At 58.6% G+C, this 18,859-nt stretch carries 14 protein-coding genes; 5 read left to right on the top strand and 9 right to left on the bottom strand.

Annotated features, from left to right (window positions below; genetic code table 11):
- The first annotated feature begins 128 nt into the window (after window positions 1-128).
- The 3 genes from HMPREF9695_RS07100 to HMPREF9695_RS07090 are packed head-to-tail and all read left to right on the top strand — an operon-like array spanning window position 129 to window position 2,696.
- Window positions 129-785: an LbetaH domain-containing protein gene (locus HMPREF9695_RS07100; RefSeq protein ID WP_006020146.1), complete on the top strand. Its 657-nt coding sequence runs from the start codon at window positions 129-131 to the stop codon at window positions 783-785.
- On the top strand, window positions 782-1,972 hold the full coding sequence (locus tag HMPREF9695_RS07095; RefSeq protein ID WP_006020145.1) for an alpha-D-ribose 1-methylphosphonate 5-triphosphate diphosphatase: 1,191 nt from the start codon (window positions 782-784) through the stop codon (window positions 1,970-1,972). The genes HMPREF9695_RS07100 and HMPREF9695_RS07095 overlap by 4 nt, the downstream gene beginning before the upstream one ends.
- 22 nt (window positions 1,973-1,994) lie before the next feature.
- Window positions 1,995-2,696: a DUF1045 domain-containing protein gene (locus tag HMPREF9695_RS07090; protein ID WP_006020144.1), complete on the top strand. Its 702-nt coding sequence runs from the start codon at window positions 1,995-1,997 to the stop codon at window positions 2,694-2,696.
- A 6-nt stretch (window positions 2,697-2,702) separates the two neighbouring features.
- On the opposite strand, the gene HMPREF9695_RS07085 is transcribed toward HMPREF9695_RS07090, so the two are convergent.
- From HMPREF9695_RS07085 to HMPREF9695_RS07070, 4 genes are all read right to left on the bottom strand, one after another.
- Window positions 2,703-4,712, bottom strand: coding sequence for a GumC family protein (locus tag HMPREF9695_RS07085; RefSeq protein ID WP_245258764.1), 2,010 nt, complete (start codon window positions 4,710-4,712; stop codon window positions 2,703-2,705).
- A 205-nt stretch (window positions 4,713-4,917) separates the two neighbouring features.
- Window positions 4,918-6,405, bottom strand: coding sequence for a glucosamine inositolphosphorylceramide transferase family protein (locus HMPREF9695_RS25245; protein ID WP_006020142.1), 1,488 nt, complete (start codon window positions 6,403-6,405; stop codon window positions 4,918-4,920).
- Window positions 6,402-7,613, bottom strand: a complete 1,212-nt coding sequence (locus tag HMPREF9695_RS07075) for a glycoside hydrolase family 5 protein (protein WP_157223914.1) — start codon at window positions 7,611-7,613, stop codon at window positions 6,402-6,404. The genes HMPREF9695_RS25245 and HMPREF9695_RS07075 overlap by 4 nt, the downstream gene beginning before the upstream one ends.
- Window positions 7,614-7,654: 41 nt before the next feature.
- Window positions 7,655-8,902, bottom strand: coding sequence for a VpsF family polysaccharide biosynthesis protein (locus HMPREF9695_RS07070; protein ID WP_006020140.1), 1,248 nt, complete (start codon window positions 8,900-8,902; stop codon window positions 7,655-7,657).
- 126 nt (window positions 8,903-9,028) lie between these two features.
- Between HMPREF9695_RS07070 and HMPREF9695_RS07065 the strand changes: the two genes are divergently transcribed.
- A complete protein-coding gene (locus tag HMPREF9695_RS07065; RefSeq protein WP_041711462.1) occupies window positions 9,029-10,132 on the top strand; it encodes a glycosyltransferase in 1,104 nt (367 codons plus the stop codon).
- A 16-nt stretch (window positions 10,133-10,148) separates the two neighbouring features.
- Here HMPREF9695_RS07065 and HMPREF9695_RS07060 read toward each other — a convergent pair whose 3' ends face one another.
- Complete coding sequence (locus HMPREF9695_RS07060; protein ID WP_157223913.1) at window positions 10,149-11,429, bottom strand: phenylacetate--CoA ligase family protein; 1,281 nt, start codon at window positions 11,427-11,429, stop codon at window positions 10,149-10,151.
- A gap of 218 nt (window positions 11,430-11,647) precedes the next feature.
- Between HMPREF9695_RS07060 and HMPREF9695_RS25240 the strand changes: the two genes are divergently transcribed.
- Window positions 11,648-12,739, top strand: a complete 1,092-nt coding sequence (locus HMPREF9695_RS25240) for a glycosyltransferase (RefSeq protein ID WP_006020137.1) — start codon at window positions 11,648-11,650, stop codon at window positions 12,737-12,739.
- On the opposite strand, the gene HMPREF9695_RS07050 is transcribed toward HMPREF9695_RS25240, so the two are convergent.
- From HMPREF9695_RS07050 to HMPREF9695_RS07035, 4 genes are all read right to left on the bottom strand, one after another.
- Window positions 12,714-14,189 carry a lipopolysaccharide biosynthesis protein gene (locus tag HMPREF9695_RS07050; RefSeq protein ID WP_006020136.1) on the bottom strand — a complete coding sequence of 492 codons (1,476 nt, stop codon included), beginning with the start codon at window positions 14,187-14,189 and terminating at the stop codon, window positions 12,714-12,716. The two genes, HMPREF9695_RS25240 and HMPREF9695_RS07050, sit on opposite strands and share 26 nt — an antisense overlap.
- A complete protein-coding gene (locus tag HMPREF9695_RS07045) occupies window positions 14,186-15,964 on the bottom strand; it encodes an alginate lyase family protein (RefSeq protein ID WP_167540046.1) in 1,779 nt (592 codons plus the stop codon). The genes HMPREF9695_RS07050 and HMPREF9695_RS07045 overlap by 4 nt, the downstream gene beginning before the upstream one ends.
- Window positions 15,965-16,221: 257 nt before the next feature.
- Window positions 16,222-17,505, bottom strand: coding sequence for a glycosyltransferase family 4 protein (locus HMPREF9695_RS07040; RefSeq protein ID WP_006020134.1), 1,284 nt, complete (start codon window positions 17,503-17,505; stop codon window positions 16,222-16,224).
- Window positions 17,486-18,841: a nucleotide sugar dehydrogenase gene (locus HMPREF9695_RS07035; protein ID WP_245258725.1), complete on the bottom strand. Its 1,356-nt coding sequence runs from the start codon at window positions 18,839-18,841 to the stop codon at window positions 17,486-17,488. Before HMPREF9695_RS07035 ends, HMPREF9695_RS07040 begins: the two co-directional genes overlap by 20 nt.
- Window positions 18,842-18,859: the final 18 nt, after the last annotated feature.

Below are 18,859 nucleotides of genomic sequence, written 5' to 3'. Positions count from 1 at the left end.
TGCTGTGACGAAAAGCCCTTGTCATCCAAACTTCACGATGCCGTCATGAAACGTCATGAAGAGATGTTGACCTCACGTCCAATGCACCGGCATTCACCGGGAAAAATCCGTATCGAGAATAGACATTCATGGCCGGCCAGCTGTCCGCACAACCGCTTATCGATCCGACCGCGAACCTGCGTGACAGCAGCGCCGGCGCTTATTGCGAAATTGGCGCGCGCACCGTCCTGCACGAGGTCACGCTCGGCGATTATTCCTACGTCGTGAATGACAGTCAGATCGCCTACGCGACCATCGGGAAGTTCTGCTCGATCGCTGCGATGACGCGAATCAATCCCGGCAATCATCCGATGCATCGCGCGTCGCAAGCGCATTTCTCTTATCGCGCAAGCGCCTACTTTCCCGGCGAGGCAGATGAAGCCGAGTTCTTCGCCTGGCGGCGCAGTCACCATGTGACATTCGGTCATGACGTCTGGATTGGACACGGCGCCATTGTGCTTCCGGGCCGCAACATCGGCACCGGAGCGGTGGTCGCAGCCGGTGCTGTCGTCACGAAGGACGTGCCGGCCTATACGATTGTCGGGGGAAATCCCGCCAAGCCGATCCGGCGGCGGTTTCCGGAGCGCATCGCAGATGAGCTGATGACGCTGGCATGGTGGGATTGGGACCACGAGCACCTACGCACCGCATTACCTGATTTCAGGAATCTGCCGGTCGAAGCCTTCGTCGAGAAATACCGCCATAACGCATCCCCGGATCTGGTTTTGAAAGCAGTTGGCACATGACGGACATCTTGATTGAAGGCGGCGAAGCGCTGGTTGGAAACGATCTTGTCGATGCATCCATTCACGTTGTGGGCGGAAGGATCGCTGAGATAACGTCCCGCAGTGGCGCAGCTTCCCTGCGCTTCAATAGTAATGGCCTCATTGCTCTTCCCGGCATTGTCGACATGCATGGTGACGCGTTCGAGCGCCAGATGATGCCGCGTCCCAGCGTCGACTTCCCGATCGATGTCGCACTTGTCGACAGCGACCGCCAGGCGATTGCCAACGGCATCACCACTGTCTTCCATGCCACCACATGGTCCTGGGAACCCGGCCTGCGCGGAACCGAAAACGCGCACCGGCTACTCGATGCCATCGAAGGCATGCGGCCCCGGCTCGCCGCAGATACCCGCTTTCATCTGCGGCAGGAGACGTTCAATCTCGATGCCGAACCAACCATTGCCGAGTGGATGGCCGCTGGACGTGTCGATCTCCTCGCCTTCAACGATCACATGCATATGACAGCCGCGTCGATGAATAACCCGAAGAAGCGCGCTCGTATGGTGGAACGATCAGGTCTCACTGAAAGTCAATTCGACACACTGGTCGAGCGGGTCATGGCCCGAGCCAGCGATGTGCCGGATTCGATTGCACGGCTTGCCTCCATTGCCCGCGACCACGGCATCCCGTTGCTGTCCCATGACGATGAATCGCCGGATCAGCGCGCTGGTTTCCGGACCATGGGAATCGACATCGCCGAGTTCCCGATCAATGAGGAAACCGCGCGCGCAGCGATCGAGGCCGGCGACTTCACCGTGTTCGGAGCGCCGAACGTCGTCCGCGGGGGCAGCCATACCGGCTGGACCAGCGCGGCCGATATGGTGAGCAAAGGCCTGTGTTCGATTCTGGCTTCTGACTATTACTACCCTGCACCACTGCTCGCGGCGTTCCTGTTGGCCGCAGACAACATCCTGCCTCTGCCACAAGCCTGGGCGCTGATCTCCAGTGCTCCCGCGGCGGCCACAGGCTTGCGTGATCGCGGCCAGATCGCGACCGGAAAACGAGCCGACATCATTCTTGTCGATGCGCAGGAGCCGCTCAGGCCTCGCGTCGTCGCGGCGATTGCCGGTGGCCATATGGTTCATTTGACCGAACCACAGCGGCTTTTGTCGGCAGCACCCGCCTTACGCAGGGTTGAACCGGCCTGAGCGAGCGGCTACTCAGGACCGCATGCCGCAACACCCCCGTTACTCCATCTACTTTGTGCCATCGGCGCAGAATGCGCTTTATCGCTTCGGCGCGGACCTGCTTGGGTACGATGCGTACTCGGGCAAGCCGCTGCCCTTTGCCGATGGCATCGAAACGGAAATCGAAGGCTGGAGGAAGCTCACCGTCGATCCGCGCAAATACGGCTTTCACGCCACGCTGAAAGCTCCAATAAACCTCAGATCCGGCAAGACTGAAGATGAGCTTGCCCGAGCCATTCAAGAATTTGCCCACGCGCCGCGCGCGATCCCCCGGATTGTACCCGTCGTTCGCGCTATCGGGAGTTTCATCGCGGTCGTGCCGCGCGATCCTTGTCCCGATCTCCAACAGCTTGCCGCCGAATGCGTCACTGCGTTTGACGATTTCCGTGCACCGCTGACACCCGAGGACCGAGAACGGCGTAACATATCCGCGCTGACGGATGGACAGGTCATGCACCTGGATCGCTGGGGCTATCCGTACGTGTTCGAAGACTTCCGTTTTCACATGACGCTGACGGGCTCTCTGCCCGCCGAGCAGCGCACGGTCGTTCTGAATATCCTGCAGAAGCGCTTTGCGTCGCTGAACTTGCAGTCGGTATCGATCGACCGGCTGGCGTTGTTGCGTCAGAGCGATGCGACGTCGAACTTTACGATTTTGTCGGATTGGCCGCTTGTGGCCGCCTGATCGTGATTACGTTTGCAGCACCGTTGCGACCAGACGCGTCTGATAAGGATTCATTGTCCGCAGAGCGTTCAGAACCTTGCCATATTGAGTTCTGTCTGCATCGACCACGACCAGGATGATTCCAACCACGGAAAGCAGGGACGCGAAGTCCTGACCGTCGATCGCTCCGCCGTCTATAAGGGTGGTGCCGTTGTAGGCAAGTGCGCAGCCATTCTGCGTCGAGAGTGCAGTTTGAGGTGAAGGTTCAGACTTGCTGCGCGCGCCGGCCGGAAGAACGCGAAGCTCGCCGACCTCGACTTCGAGCTCATCCAAGGTAACCGGGCTTCGCATCGCGTCGAAGAAGCCCGGCCTGCCTTCGAGGCCAAGCTGCTTCGAAATTTGTTTCGTCTCCGTCGCATCCACAGTTAAGGCACGCATGCCGCGCTGGGCGAACTGTTTGGCCAGCGCGAGTGTGAATGCGCAACTTGCAGCCGGACCATTGGCTCCGACGATCAGAATCGCACCGGGCGACTTCTCCAGAGCCTGAGTAAGGATACCTGGCAGATCGCCAAGCCCGTCGACATGAAGGGCTTTCGCCTTCGGATCAGCGCGGCTCGCGGCCAAGACCGCCTTACGCGAAACGGTCGCCAGATTGAATATCTCGCTGCGCTCGGGCAGATCCCTGTCGTCACGCCTGACGCCGTCAAACTGGTTGAGGAAAGCCGCCGCAAAAATTCCCGCAAGCAATCCAATGACGAGGCCACCTGCCACCACCAGTGTTCGTGGCACCACATACTGCGCGGGCTGAATGGCCGCCGGGGAAATGACGCGGGAATTTGTCCGATCCAGCATCCCTTCTTCGCGAACTTCCTTGGCACGCCGCTGCAGCGTTTCATAGACGACCCGCTGTGCCGCGACGTCGTTCTCCAGATCCTTCAATTTCTGAACAGGCGGCTGTCCCAATGCTGAAACCTGCCGCGCAGCGATAATCTGCCGGTTGAGCTCCCCTTCGACCGATTTGGTCCGTTGATATTCCGTTTCGAGACTGCGCTGGATTCTCGCAAGCTCGGCGTCGATCAGCTCGCGAATCTGCTTAACCTGCGCACGGGCTGTAATAACGGCCGGGTGCAACGGACCAAGCGATACGGCGCTATCGGTTTCGGCTTTTTTGGCCTCCGCGTAACGCGCACGTAAATCGAACATGGTCTGCGATTGCAGCGCTTCCGCGATGGTATCGATCGGTGGGTTGTTCGTATTGCGTTTGCGAAGAATATCCATCCGCGCCAACAGTTCGGCGCCGCGTATTCTCTGGGCGGAAAGTTGGTTGGTCAGATCTGTCAGCTCGCGCTCGCTCAGGAGGTTCCCTTCTCCGCCAACGAGGTTGTTCTGAATGCGATAGGTTTCGACCTGCTTCTCCGCGTTCGTCAGGTTCTGGCGCAACGTGCTCAAGCGGGATTCGAGCGCTTTCGCCGTCCGGCTTGCGGCCTCGGTTTGCATTTGCACTTGCACTTCGAGATAGGCCTGAGCAATTGCGTCGGCTATCTGCTTCGATTTTTCGGGAGAGGATGACGTCCAAACCGAAACGTCGAGGACAAATGTACGGTCGGGCCTGCGAACATCGATCCGCTTCCGCAATGTGCGAAGCACGGCTCGGGTGCGCGCGTCCACCTCGGAGGATGACCCAGCCGAATCCCCACCGTCACTCGCGGCGAATTCGGGATCGCTGGTCAGATTGAGCTTGATAACAACCTTCTCAAGCACTTCCGTCGAGGTGATGACCTGGACTTGGCTCTCGACCACCGCGAACGTCGCGTCGGCAGACGCCGCGGCAGGGCTGAGATCGTTCGGCAAAATCTGTAGCCCACGTGGATCGATCAAGATCTTGATTTGCGAAACATATCGTGGGGTCATGAAGAGAGCGATCACCAGCGCCAATAGCGCACATGTCGCAGTGATTGCTGCGATGAGTTTCTTGCGGCGGCCAAAGGCGGTCGCGAGGCCACGAAAATCGATGACCGCGGCCGGCGCCTCACGCATGTCGATTGTCATTGCCATGCGCGAGCACCTGCTGAGCGCACCGAGAATGACGGACTTGACCGCATACGCATGGGACTGCCTGAACGCAACAAGGTCACCCGAGCCAACACCCCGAGCTTGCGCGGATTTTGGCCCGGTTATGGTTAATATTGCTTGAAGAACGGGCCTTACGAAGGGCTGATAACCGCCGTCGCCCTCGAAATCGTCAGGCTGAAGTACCGTAAAGATCGATGGCTTCGATCGTCCTTGTCCGGTTCAGACTGTGCGGCCCCCGCTGCACTGCTCCATCCCGCAGCCGCACGGTGCTGTGCACGCTCTGGCGGACAACCTCCAGGTCCAGCGTGTCGATGCGGCAAAACGCCAGGCCCGTACCATACCCTTCCGAGCAATCCTGCGCCGGCCGCCACAACGAGCCGTCGTAATGAAAGAAGTCGCCGGCGGGGCGTGCGCAGCGATGGTCCACGAGGATCGGATTGCCGGCGTGCGGTTGCCATGGCCCGGCGAGATCGGGCGCCCAGAACACACTGAGCGTATCCCAGTTTGAACCGCGCCAGGTTCGCGTTGCCGCGAACATCCACCACAGCCCATCATGTTGGCAAACTGTCGCGTCCGAGGCTTCGACGTTTTCAAGCAGGACCGCTTCATGAACCCAGCGGTCTGGGAACCGTTCCGCGCGATAAAGATCGACGGTTCTCGACTGCAGGGATTCCGGTATCATCCATATTGCACCGGAATGCGTGAAAACGTGCGGATACGACAGATGAAACTGCGTCTCGAGAACGGGTCTCGGCCGCTCGAAACCGTCGGCTCCCAACAACGATGTCGAGATCAAACCCTTTCCTGATGCGTGGTCGTACTCCTCGACAAAGAGATGCGTCTGCCCGTCCGCCACGAACAGAAATGGGTCGGCATAATAGCGCCCGCCGTCGTCCGCCAGCCGACGGTAAGCGCTTGCGCCCGGCAGAGACGTCCTGGATTCCGTTTCGTTTATTTGCCGCCACGCGACAAACCATCGCGGCGCGCGATGACAGAGCCGCGCAATGCGCGCATTCAATTTTTCGGCAAGCGATGTTGCACCAAACGACAACACCGGACCTGAGTGAATTGCTTTTGACCTCGCCTGTATCGGCGACGGTTGCGCATCGCGCGTCAACGGTACGGTCATAGCCTTCACACACAACTGCAACAGCGCCGAGAAGATCGTATCTAGCGCTCGCGTCGCCACCGTCCTGTCTTCAACGGCGGGCAGCCCCGAGATGACGACCTGCCCCTCTCGGTCCACAATCGTCAATGCAGGGCTGCGCGCGTCCAGCACAGCCAGCAAAGCCGCGTCATCCGAAGCCGCTCCGTCGTAGAGAACTGCGATATCCGGCAAAAAAGCACTATTCGCAGTTTGCCCAGCCAAATCCACGACCAGACCGCTGCTCATCGCGTCGCGCCTTTCCAGATATGGCTCGAAGGCCTTCTCATTGAGAAGGTCGCAGGCATTTCCGGCTTGAAGACGAAAGGCAAACTTCTCCAACATCAGTAGGAGTGTGAATGCGCGCGGCGGCGGTGGGCCATCGACCAGCCGCACCACTGGATCGATATCGGGATGACGTGCAAGACGCATCACCAGTTCGTGTTGCCACCGCCACAACCGCGCATGGTTGAGGCATATCGTTATCGTACGCTTGCTTGTTGTCTCGGTCATGAGGGACAGCCGGGCTTTAGGAGGCCGAGCGCGTCAAGCGTTGTGCGATCCAGCCTGCTTTCATCGGCGCGATCAACGATTGCCATTCCACCGGATCCGTTGAGCTCCCAGATCGACCAACGGAATTTTCGGCGCTCAGCCGCGCACCGCACGTCCAGCAACCACGTCGCCCGGGCCTGATCGCCAGCCTTACTATTACGGGTCGCGCCAAACTCGCCAAGCAGAATACGGTGGGCGTCAATGTTGTTGCGCGTAGCCCATGCCGCTACGCTATCGAAAGCGGCGTCGATGACCTTCGCGTCCCAGCGCTCGCTAAAGTAGGTAGCGATTGCGGCCCTTGCCGCGATCGACTGCCTGGCTTTATCGGCAGCGGAGAAAGCTGGATCTGCGGCAATCCGGTCCTCCACCGTGCGGATGGCTGCACTCTCCTCACCCTTGATCGCCGGATAAGGCAGCGCCTGCACGTCACGCCAGAACCGCTCGCGCGGCTCCGATGATTCGACACCCTGATGCGTGAAGAGATGCGGCTCGTAATAGTGAAACGAGTAAAGAACATTCTCGTCGCGAAACGGAGCGGGATCGAGAAGCGCCAGCCCTCTCCAACTGCCTCCCTGAGCGCCGGTGACCACCAGGGTCAAGCGCGGAGCTTCCTGTCTCGCAGCCCGGTACAATGCCTCCATCATCGTCTGCCAGCGACCCGCCGTCGCCGTATCGTAACCTGCGGGCGGCTCGTTGACGGGCTCCAGCGCCACGTTCGGGTCATTCATGTTTGCAAGCAGTCGCGCGGTGCGTGAAACCACCGCCGCATAGGCCGTAAACAGCGGCCTTTCTGCACCGACGAAGATCGCTTCGGGACGATACTGAGCAACCTGAGAATTGGAGTGGAAATTGACGATCACGCTCAAACGTTGCACACGGAATCGCTGGATGGTTACCCTCAGGATGGTGTCGAGCGCGTCGCGCCGCTCTCCTGTCATCTGGAGAAACGGCCCGGGATCGACCGTCAGCCGGACGAAATCAAATCCGGACGCTTGAACCGCCGTGATCAATTCATCCGGAACGTAGTGTTCTGCGGTCGCGAACGGCGGCCAAGTGTACAACGAACCGTCCAGGGGCGAGACAGACGCCCAGTTCAGCGGCCGGTGTACACCGATCCCTCGCTGGAATGTCTTGGCACCATCAACGGCGTACGCCGTGGTCGCCGTCATTGCAGCGCATATCATCGCCAGTATGCGCAGCAACCTTCGCATCACGAAATCCAGCGGCGGAGCCGTGCGGTGTGGTCCCACATCGTCAACAATGTGATGATCAGAATGTCCGCCGATTTGACCGACAGCGCATTGTTGGTCAGCGCCAATGCGAAAAACATCCCCGTCGCCAGCATAACGATCGCCGATCGTCCTTTTAGAAGCGCCCGGAAAAGATTAGCCAGCAGCAGCGCGAACAGAATCGCACCTATCAAACCAAACTGGACGGTAAAGACAACGAAAGAGCTCTCGATGAACGGTAGTCCAAAAATATCGAGCGCGATCCGCTGAACCCGCGCAATATCGGCGCCGAACAGGAACTCCTTCCAGCTCAGATAGTCGAACACGCCATAGATACTGACGCGCGCGAGAGAGCTTTGATCGACGAAACCACCTTCGAACCGGCTCAAAGCGCCAGCGGCAAACATGATACCGATGACGGCGATCAGTACGATCAGCCCCGCGATCGCAAGCATCATTTTCCGCTGGATGGAATCGACCTGCGATCGTGCCGGCATGGGCTCAAGGATCAGAAATAGCGCACATGAAACACAGGCGGCCACACTCGCAATTCGCGCTCCGGATGCGAGAGCACCCACAAACAAAATAACAACGCCCATCAGCTTGAACGACGGTCTCCATCGCGCCACGCTAACGAAGCAGATGCCGACAGCACACCATTGGCCGAGTTGCAATGGATGATCAGACAATCCGGTCGGGCGGAAAACATCCTCACCAGCGGCATAAGGCAGCAAACGCGCCCTGAGCGCGAATTCGGCGATGCCGACCGCTGCGCTCAGGATGAGAAACAACAGGATCAGTTCGCCGAGGTTCGATCGCCACTGATTTGGCAGCGTCATCATGACGAACACAGCCATGCACGCGACGATATATGTGTCGAGGATATAGCCGGATGACGTGCTCTGGCCGCTCACCGAGAGCATGAGAAGCAAGCCGCAAATGCCGGCCAGAAAAACGATTATCGCGCGAAGGATACCGACATCCTGTGCGCTCAGCTCGATGCGATAGTTGAGCAGAATCGTAACTGCGATCAGACCGATCCCGTAGAATGCGGGGTGGATCTTCTCGATCGTCGAGCCTTCAAGCGTCGTATAATTGACGAACTGGTTGAGAATGAGCGCGTTAAGTCCAATCCTGAGCAGGACAAAAGCAACGAACGACAGATAAAGCATGCGCAGCAGAACACGGCTGTCGCTCGGCTCAGTAACGGCGTAACCGGAACGGATCATGGAAAGCTGCGCTATAGTGGCCAGTGAAATTTACCCTAGGCAATCCGCGTTAACAGTTGGCTAACCAAACAGTGCGTAAGGGTGGATGTTGGTTTCCGCCATGCGCAGCGCCGCGGTATGCGACGAATGCAAGAAACTCCGAAAATGTCCTCCGTCCGCGTTTTGTGCGTCACGCCTTTCGGTCCTTCGGGCAAGGGCGGCATCGACCGGCTTTATCACTATTTCCGCGAGTTCATTGCCGAGCAAAACGAGCCGGGGATTGATCTACGCTTTGCGCAGTCTCGTGGCGATGCGCGAGGCATCCTCTGGATTGCGACATTTCCGCTCATCCTTGCAAAAATCGGCTTCACACTCAGCAGCTTCCGTCCGCATGTGGTCCATATCAACTTCGCCACCGGTGGAAGCTTACCGCGCAAGTATGCCATCCTGAAACTCGCGAGGGCATTTGGCGCGCGAACCATCGTTCATTTCCACGGCCAGTTTATTGAGGATCAGGTTGCTGCGCGCACGGTGCAAGGCCGGCTGTTTAGCGCGATTGCCAATCAGGCCGACTGCGTCGTCGCGCTCGGCAAGGTCCATGCAGACGCCTTCGAGCGCATCGGCGTTCAGCCCCAACGGATCGTGATCGTTCCCAACGGAATTCCCGATTTCGCAGCCGATCTTCCGCTGCCCAAGCAAGACACCGGCTCGATGGAAATCCTTTTTTCCGGCCTGCTGACCGAAAACAAAGGTATGCACGTGCTGATTCCGGCACTCGCTCGCCTTCGTCAGACGACCGAGAACTGGCACTGCACAGTCGCCGGTAATGGTGATGTCCAGCACTTCGTAGACATGGCCCTTAAAGCGGGCCTCGACCAGAAAATGACCTTCACGGGATGGATCGAAGCGAGCGAAATGCTCGATCACATGCGCAAGGCAGACGTGGTGGTCCTGCCCTCCCGCACCGAGGCCTTGCCGCTCAGCTTAATAGAGGGTGCCTGTGCCGGCGCGGCTCTCGTTGCGACCAATGTCGGCAACGTTCGTGACATCGTGGAAGACGGTGTTAACGGGCTTCTCGTAGCGCGGGAACCGGAGCCAATCGCCTCAGCGTTGCTCGAAATCGCCGCCAACCGTTCTCGTTTAGGCGAGATGCAATCCGCGTCGCGTCAAATCTATCAACGGCATTTTACGCTGTCGGCATTCGCCCAGCGGCTTCGCGAACTCTATCGGCAGGTCGCGAAAGCCCCATAGCAGCTTGGCATCCGGCTCACGTCATGTGAGGGATAGCCAGCCGCTGATCGATGAATTTGCGCTTTCCCCTGCCCGTCATTGGCAGTTCATCGACGATCTTCAAGTGAATTGTGAGATCGCCAGCGGCACGCTCCGTCATTCGTGTGAGATAGTCCGAGAAATCCGGCTGCTGACCGCCTTCCGTGACCACCCTGAGTTCGACCTCGCCTGGAACAAGCTGACAGAACTGTACTTCACGCGTCAGATCATGCCGGTCGATCGGCACACACAGTCCGTTAAAGGGAATAAGGGACCCGGACCGGCTAACCAGGTATTCGCTGCTCCGCCGCGGCGCCAGGTGATTCAGAACGAGCCGGTATCCATTACTCGCGCTTGGCAGTTCGACCAGTTGCGCGGCATCGCGCGTGTCGTACCGGATGAGCGGCATGCCTCTGAACATCAACCCCGTCGATACGACACGACCGGTTTTACCCGGCGTGGTGATCGGCTGGCCGTCATCGTCCACGAGTTCCGTGTATCCATAAATCGGGTTGAATTCGTACGTATCCGGCTCATTGGCTCGCTCCACGGCGAACGCGACCTTCTCGCTCAATCCATAGAAAGGCACGATGGTCGCCCGATCGAAGACCTGTGTGAAGAGATCACGCTGATGTGGGAACAGTTTTTCCGAAATCGGAAAGATTCCGCAGATCTGCGGCAACGGTGCAGTTCCGGTCCGGAGCAGATACTGAGCGAAAATTGCTATCGCGGAAGGATAGCCATGAATGAAGCGGATATTCTTTTCCCGGATGGCCGCCAGATAGGACCCCATCGTCGCATCATCGAGATGAAAAACGGAGAACCGCAGTTCCTTCAGCGCCGGCTCTATCTCCATGTGGGAGTTCTTGCCGTCGATCAAATCAAATCCGCGAAAAACGCTGCGCCAGTCATGTGCCGTGAATCCCGTCCTCGACCAAGCATCGTGAATGAAAGCGTACTCGATAGGGCTGCGGTTGCGATCAAGCATGATCGACAAAGGCTCGCCGGACGACCCATCAGTCGAAGCGCGGTCGAGGCGATCGAGCGGAACGGTGCACATCTCGTCGCGGTGGTCGAGCACGATCTGTCGCGAAAGGACAGGCAGTCGAGACCAGGATTCGCTTCCCAGCAGTTCGCCGGGCGCGATATGACCAACCACAGGCTTGAGCGTACGGGTGTAGTAAGGCGCATTCCGGATCGCCAGTTGAACCACTTCACCAAGCGCCTGCTGGCGATAGGACCGCACAAAATCTGTGTCCGTCTTCGCGCGATCGATCACATCGCGCCAATGACGATAGGTCTTGCCGAACTTGATCGAAGTTGGCACGTACTGAAGGAAGCGGCCGAGATGGGCCCGCGTCGATAGCGGTAACCGGACATATGCACCGCGCGCGACGTCTAGAACTGTCATCGGTTTCCCCCTGATTTGGCGAACATGTCTATGTACCGCAGCCCATAAGAGGCCTGCGGTAAATCGGACATTTACCTTAACCGTGCATGGTCAAATTGATGGTTATTCAATCAAAACACGTTGCGGTTTACGTACCGGCCCTGAACCGGGGCGGAGCGGAACGCGTGGCCGCCCTGCTGGCATCCGGTTTCTTCAAGGCCGGCTGGCGCACCAGCCTGCTCGTTGATTTCGAGGCGTCTGAGAACCGCGCCCTGATCGACGCGGGCGTGTCAATCTGCGTGCTCGGAAGTTCCCATGCCCGCTCGATTCTCACCCTCACCGGTTTCTTACGGTCGCAGAAGCCAAACGTCGTCCTCGCGATCGGCGGTGCCGCGAACGTCAAGCTTTCTGTGGCCCGCCTTTTGGCGGGCGGCCAATCCCGCATTGTACTTTCGTATCACGGACGTTCCGATGTCGGACGCGGGCGGCTTGGTCACTTGTCGTACTCATTCGCGCCGTGGCTGGCGCAACGCGCTGACGCGGTCGTTTGCGTATCCGATGGACTGCTCGAACATCTCCGCGACGACTGGAAGGCGCCGTCGGACAAGCTGACGCGTATCTACAATCCGGTGTCAGTTGAGCACGCGATACCCGCGAGCCATAGCGACCTCCTCCGGCGCCCACCCGTCGTTCTCGGCGTTGGAAGACTTAATCCGGAAAAGAACCTTGCTGCACTGGTTCAGGCGATTCCCCATATGCCCCCTGATGCACGCGTCGTGATCTTTGGCGAAGGTCCCGAACGCGACAACCTGCTGGTGCTCGCAAAACAGTTGGGCGTCGCAGACAGACTGGAACTTCCGGGCTACCGCGATGACCCATGGCCCTGCTATGCGCAAGCCCGGTGTTTCGCATTGACGTCGCGCCGGGAAGCCTTCGGCAATGTAGTTGTCGAAGCGCTGGCCTCAGGACTTCCCGTCGTATCGACACGAAGTGGCGGCCCCGACGAAATTCTCGAGCACGGCCGTGTCGGCTCGCTCGTGGACAATGGCGACATCGATGCGCTCGCGCGGGCCATCAACCAGGCACTTGCCAATCCCGGCGATCCTGCACCGCGGATCGCGCGCGCGCGCATGTTTGACGCCGAGACCGCGATCCGCAGCTATCTCGGCTTGTTCAATACGATACTGATTCGGCGGTAGCCGTCGGGGCGGATTGTCCGCGCCAGATTTCCCACGGCCGGTCAAGCATCCGCACCAGCGCAAATCCAGATGCAGAAAGCGTTGATGCATACACCGCGATGAATGTCGCGGTTCCTCCGAACAGTATGATCAGTGGCAATTGCCCGCCCAGAAGCACGCGGGTGCCGAGGGTCGCGGCTGAGGCCAGCCCAAATGAAACTGCTAGCCCTGCAATGGCTAGCCACGGAACAGTAAATGGCAACAGGCGTGTGGAGAGAAATGCGCTGCCCGCGAGCGAAACGAAGGATGAAAATGCCGCGATTATGGCGGCAACCTGCGGACCGCCTTGCGGAATAAAAAGGAGGCCGAGCAGCAGCGAAATCACCGCAGGCGGAGCCATGCTCACGAACTGCTGCCAGTTCTTTTTCGTGATGTAGAACGCGTTATCGAAACAGAAGTTCTTCAGGCTTGCGAACAGCGTTGCGAAGGCAATCCATGGCATGACCCGCGCGGCCTCAACGCGGTAAGCCTCTGGCAACACCAGTTCAGCAAATGGCTGCGCAAGCAGCGCGATGCCGACCGCCACGGCACCGCACAGCAGGATCAGAGTCAGAATGTTACCGCTCTGAACGCGGCCGGCCGCTTCTCGCCCTTCAGATGAATAGCTGCGGACAAGCATCGGAAACAGATACGGATTAAGCGAGCCGCTGAACAACTCAACTGGCTGCCTGGCGAGAGCATACGCTGCCGCATAAAGCCCGACGCTCGCAGGTCCAAGCGCGTGATTGAGGATAAAGCGATCGAGCCACCCGACTGTCTGCGCCAGCAGCGTGACCGATACGATCGGCACTCCGAACAACAGAGCGGCGCGATAACCCTGACGTGGAAAATAAGGCCACGGCAGGTCGCGGAAAGCCACGGCACAGGCGAGCGTTCCCAAAACAAGTGTTACCAGGGAAATCCCAAGCGACGCAGCAAAGAACGTCGGTTCAATCGCCAGGACAGCGCCTACCCCGCAACCGAGCGACAGAACGCCCCGCGCGATCTCAACGCCTGCGTAAAGCCCATGACGCTGCTGCGTCTGCAACAGCGTTAAACCAAGCCGCAACACAGCGAAAGCCAGCACATAGACCGCGACGGCAACCGTGAACCACCCGGACAGGCTGGGCTGGACGATTGCCAGCAGCAGCGCGCCCAGCAACGACAGGACGCAAGATGCAACGGTCAGAACAAGCGCCCGGCCGAGCCTGCCTGCGGACGGAACACGATCCTTGCTCTCGCTGCTCAATACAAAGAGACGCACCCATCCGCCGGTGGCCATATCGAGAATTTCGCCCGTCACAACGATGAGAGCGAACATCCCGTAGTCGTCCATCGACAGCAACCGGGTCAGCACCAGCAGCAGCACGAATGTCGACAGGCGGGGCACCAGATTAGCCCCGAAATAGAGCACGACGTTCAGGTTTTTCATCGGAGACCTGCGTCTGCGAAATTCGAGGCCGGCGCCTGATACGGCTGCAAAGCCGGCGAAACGTTACTCACGGAAGTAGCGGCAGACTGAACATCGATCCGTGTGCGGAACTCTCGCGTCTTCGGATCATTGGCACGAAAAACGATGCGTGCGGCACTCTCCATAACGCCAAACGCTGGTGAATATTCCGCAACCTCAAGCGTAACGGAGACGTTCGGCTGGGCGGAGACCTGCATCAGCGCCTCGCCGCCACGTGTGACAACGACGGTCGCCCCCTCAATCCTTGCCGAACATTCCGGATGAAGCAGAAACCCAATGCTGATTGAGGTCAGCGGCTTTGACGCCTGGTCTCCCGTCGCGAGGAGTTTGTCCCGCACCGTAAGCCCGCTGGCATCGACAGTGATCGTGCGCTCACACAACAGCCCAAAATCGCGAGCATACCCGTCATGTTGAGCTGAGACATCGACGCCGTGACCCGTCTCACGCAGACCGGTAAATTCCGAAGTGGCCTTACGCCGCCAATTGAATGCACCCGAAATTTCACTCTGGTCGGTTCCATTAATGCAGAGTGTATTGTGAACCGCCGTCCCGCGCAGGCGGTCCCGGACGCTGCCACCAGAGTGGTACAGGTACGTTCCGGGATCGACGAGCACCGGTCTTCCGTCAAGATGCAGCGTCAGCGACAGCGCATCAGCGTGGCCGTGCGCCGCAATCGACAGATAGCCGAGGGGGCCATGGTCAAACACGGCCAACGACTCGCGTCCGCTCATCTGGCCTCGTGAGACCGTATATCCTCCGCGCTCGAATATGCGCGTGCCTGCACCTGATACCGATGTAGCGTCAGGCCAGCCGACAAGAAGATTTCGCAACTGTGGAGCGCCGTAATCCGCAGCCAGATCCTGGCGGCCGGTCAAGGCCGCAATCCCGTTCACAACTGATCCTACATAAAGTGGCTCATGGCCTGCGCCGGACGCTATGACACGGCCCTCATCGTCATCACCGATGCGAGGATGATTTCCCGAGCTATCGAGCAACCATCGCAAATGTTCTCCAGCGGACGCGACGCGTGCAATGACGTTATCCGGAAACGGCATGCCGGCCGCTTCGGCGACAGTGAATGCAAGCAAATACCACTCGCATGTAAACGCGGTGTATGTCGGCGACTGTTCCGCACCCACGCCATCGTCGTGGATCTGACGGAATGCTTCGGCGATCAGTATTGCCCTCGCCGCCGACGCATCAATTTCAGCCCCCTGCCAAAGCGTGCCCAGAACGAAAAGAGCCGCCTCCTCCGCAATCAGATGGTTGTTTGCCGACGAATAGCGCGATGGAAAACGCTTGAGCCAGTAAGCATGCGCGGCCAAGCAGGCCGCGATCTTGCGAGAAAGCCGCGCCCCAACCCGCTCCCGGCCAACCAGTCCGATTGTCAGCAGGATCGAGACGACGCGGAGGGCCAGTTCGATCCCGGATATCCAGTTGACCCCTTTGAATGGCGGGTTCGCATCGATCCAGCTCTCGATCAGATCGAGCGCCGACTGCGCCAATTCATCATCATTTTTCAGTCTGGACAGCGCCGCGATCACCGGCACAAATTGCAGGCGGTTCAATTCCCAGACCAGCTTCACGTCGCCGCGGAGGCGATCGTGCCGATACTCGATATCGAAGCAATAGGCGTTATCCGGCCAGCGCAACGCCGATACGGGATCGAGATGCCAATCCATCTCAGTGGACAGATGGAAATCGTGGCCGAGCGCGCGATAGATTCCCGGCGACATCGCGGTCGGGGCGACCGATTGCCAAAGCGCACGCGTGCCGGCGTCGATCGACTGCAGCCGGTCGATATCGATTGAAAGAAACGGCAGATCCGAAGATTCGATCGCAAAGGCTGAATAGTCGTAAGATCTTGTCGCGGACAGGCGGCGCTTTCCGGCTTCGCGCAACCGATGGCCAAGCTCCGGAATGCTCATAGCCCGCAGCCGGTTGACGTACCATCCAAGTTTGGCGAACGAAGCTGCCATGTCGACAGACGATCCTAGCGTGCTTGCGGGGTCACGGTGACCGGCGCTTTAGCCTTAGGCCGGGTGGTCCTGTTCTTGATCAGCGCGGCGTACGCTCCGAGCAACTTCGGCGCCTCGTGCTCCCAGGACAAGTCGCGTTCAATGCGCTGCCGGCCGAAAGCGCCCATCGCTGCACGACGTTCAGGGTCATCGAGGAGTTCGATGATCTTGGCCGCCATGTCTTTCGGATCGTTGTGCCGGGCATAAAGCGATGCATCTGCTGCGGAGACTCGCCCTTCTGTCAGATCGAATTGAACGATCGGCTTGCTCAGCGCCATGTATTCCATGATCTTGTTCATGGTGGACTTGTCGTTCATTTCGTCAGCTTTATCTGGATTAACGCAGACATCCGCCGTGTTCAGCATCTCGAAGAGATCGTGATCACTGGCGCGGCCCGTGAACGTGACAAAGTCATCCACGCCGAGCGTTTTCGCCAGCGCCTTCATTTCTTCGAGCGCGGGGCCTCCGCCGACCAGCCCGAAATGAATGTCAGACCGCTTGAAATCTTCCACAATCACCTTCACGGCGTTCAGCAAAAGGTCGATCCCCTCTTGTGCACCCATGACGCCGACATAACCAATCAGGAAGCGGCGTCCCTTTCGCAACAGCGGGTTGGGGGGAATGATTTGGATGCGATTGAGGTCCGGGCCGGAGCGGACTACGAAAACGTTTTCGTCACGCATGCCGCCGCGGGTCAGTGCGATCCTGCGATAGGATTCGTTTGTCGCGAGCGAGATGTCCGCCGTTTTGAAAGTCAGCTTCTCAAGCAGGACAAGCAACCGATACAACACGTCCTTCCGGCCGAATTTCGATACATAGAGTTCCGGATTGATGTCGTGATGATCGAACACGAACATCTTACCGAGGAAGAACTTGAAGAAACCGCCGATCAGAAAGATCGTATCGGGGGGGTTGCATGCATGAATCACATCGAACCCGCGCGCGAAAAGAATCTTCCAGCTCAGGACGAACTCACAAGCCAGCGCCCAGCCGTATTCGAGCGGATAGCCCGATGCACGCTTGGCTTCGAAGGGCATCCCGTGGCGATGAACATGAACGCCATCGATCAGTTCGTAGCTCTTCTGCGCGTTAAACCCCTTCGGGCAGATCACGGAGACCACGCAGCCGGCTTTCGCCATCGTTTTTGCTTCCGACCATACACGACGGTCGAAAGGTACGGATAGATTTTCGACGATGATCAGGACGCGAAGCGGCCGTCCATCCTTGACCAGGCGCGGGTCACCAGTTGATTCCGACATAACGCGCCTTCATGTCTGGAGATTCCCACAACCGGGCAAGATCGAGAACGATCTGATCTTCGCTGAGCATCGGCTCAATGCTTCGGAATTCAGGCGAGGCGTTGCCGATGATAATGACGTCGGCTGCGACCACGGTCTTTCGCAGCGAAGTCATCATGATCGAACCAATATGTGGGATCGCTTTCTCGATGTACTGCCTGTTCACACCCGTGAGCTTCGAGAGATTGACGCTCGGGTCATAAAGCTTAAGGTTGAACCCCTTGCCGATCAGACGCTCGATTAATTCGACCTGCGGGCTCTCGCGTAAGTCGTCCGTACCGGGCTTGAAACTGAATCCGAGCACGGCAATGTCGCGTTGGCCGAACCCAACAACCTTCGCAATAGCTCTTTCGATCTGATTGCGGTTACTCGGAAGAATATTGGAGAGGATCGGCACTTCGACGTCGAGTTGACGTGCAAGATACGTCAGCGCGCGTGCATCCTTGGGCAGGCAGGATCCACCGAACGCATACCCCGGCTTGAGATAATAAGGGGAAATGTTGAGCTTCGTATCGGAGCAGAACACATTCATCAGCTCATAACTGTCGATATTCAACGCCTGGCAGATGTTTCCGATCTCGTTTCCGAAGCAGACTTTCAGGGCATGCCATGTGTTGTCAGCGTACTTGATCATTTCGCTGGCTTCGAATGATACCGTGAAAAGCGGCGCGCGAATTCCTTCGTAGAGGTTCGCAACCGCAAGGGCGGCGGCTGGATCGTCCGCCCCGACGACGGTCTTTGGCGGTGCAAAGAAATCGGCAACCGCCGTGCTCTCGCGGAGAAATTCGGGATTGTACGCGACGGATAGCCCCTCGCCGCAGCGTCGTCCGGATTCACGCTCGAGGATCGGAATGATTGTGTTGCGCATCGAACCCGGAATCATCGTCGATCGCACGATGACAAGGTGATCGCCCTGCTTTTCCCGAAGCGCGCGGCCGATTTCCGCAATAACGCTGCAGACGGTATCGATGTTGATGCTGCCGTTATCCCGGCTGGGCGTCCCAACGCAGATCAGCGAGATGTCGGTATCGCGTATCGCCTGATTGACGTCGTCGGTTGCCGTCAAGCGTCCAGACCGGACCCCTTGCTGCATAAAGTCGTCAAGACCGGCCTCCACGACCGGCGGCTTGCCTTCGCGAAAGCACTGCCGCTTGATCTCATTGGTATCAAGCCCAATAACTGTGTGACCAGTGCGCGAAAAACATGCGGCCGATACCGCACCAACATAGCCCAACCCGAAAATGCTGATGCGGCGGGGAGCAGTATTTTGCGGTATAACGGGAGCAATGACCGGCAAACGATCAGTCGCCGTTTG

Origin of the sequence: Afipia broomeae ATCC 49717, from assembly GCF_000314675.2 — a bacterium.
GTDB lineage: Bacteria > Pseudomonadota > Alphaproteobacteria > Rhizobiales > Xanthobacteraceae > Afipia > Afipia broomeae.
This window is presented reverse-complemented; position numbering and strand designations above follow the sequence as displayed.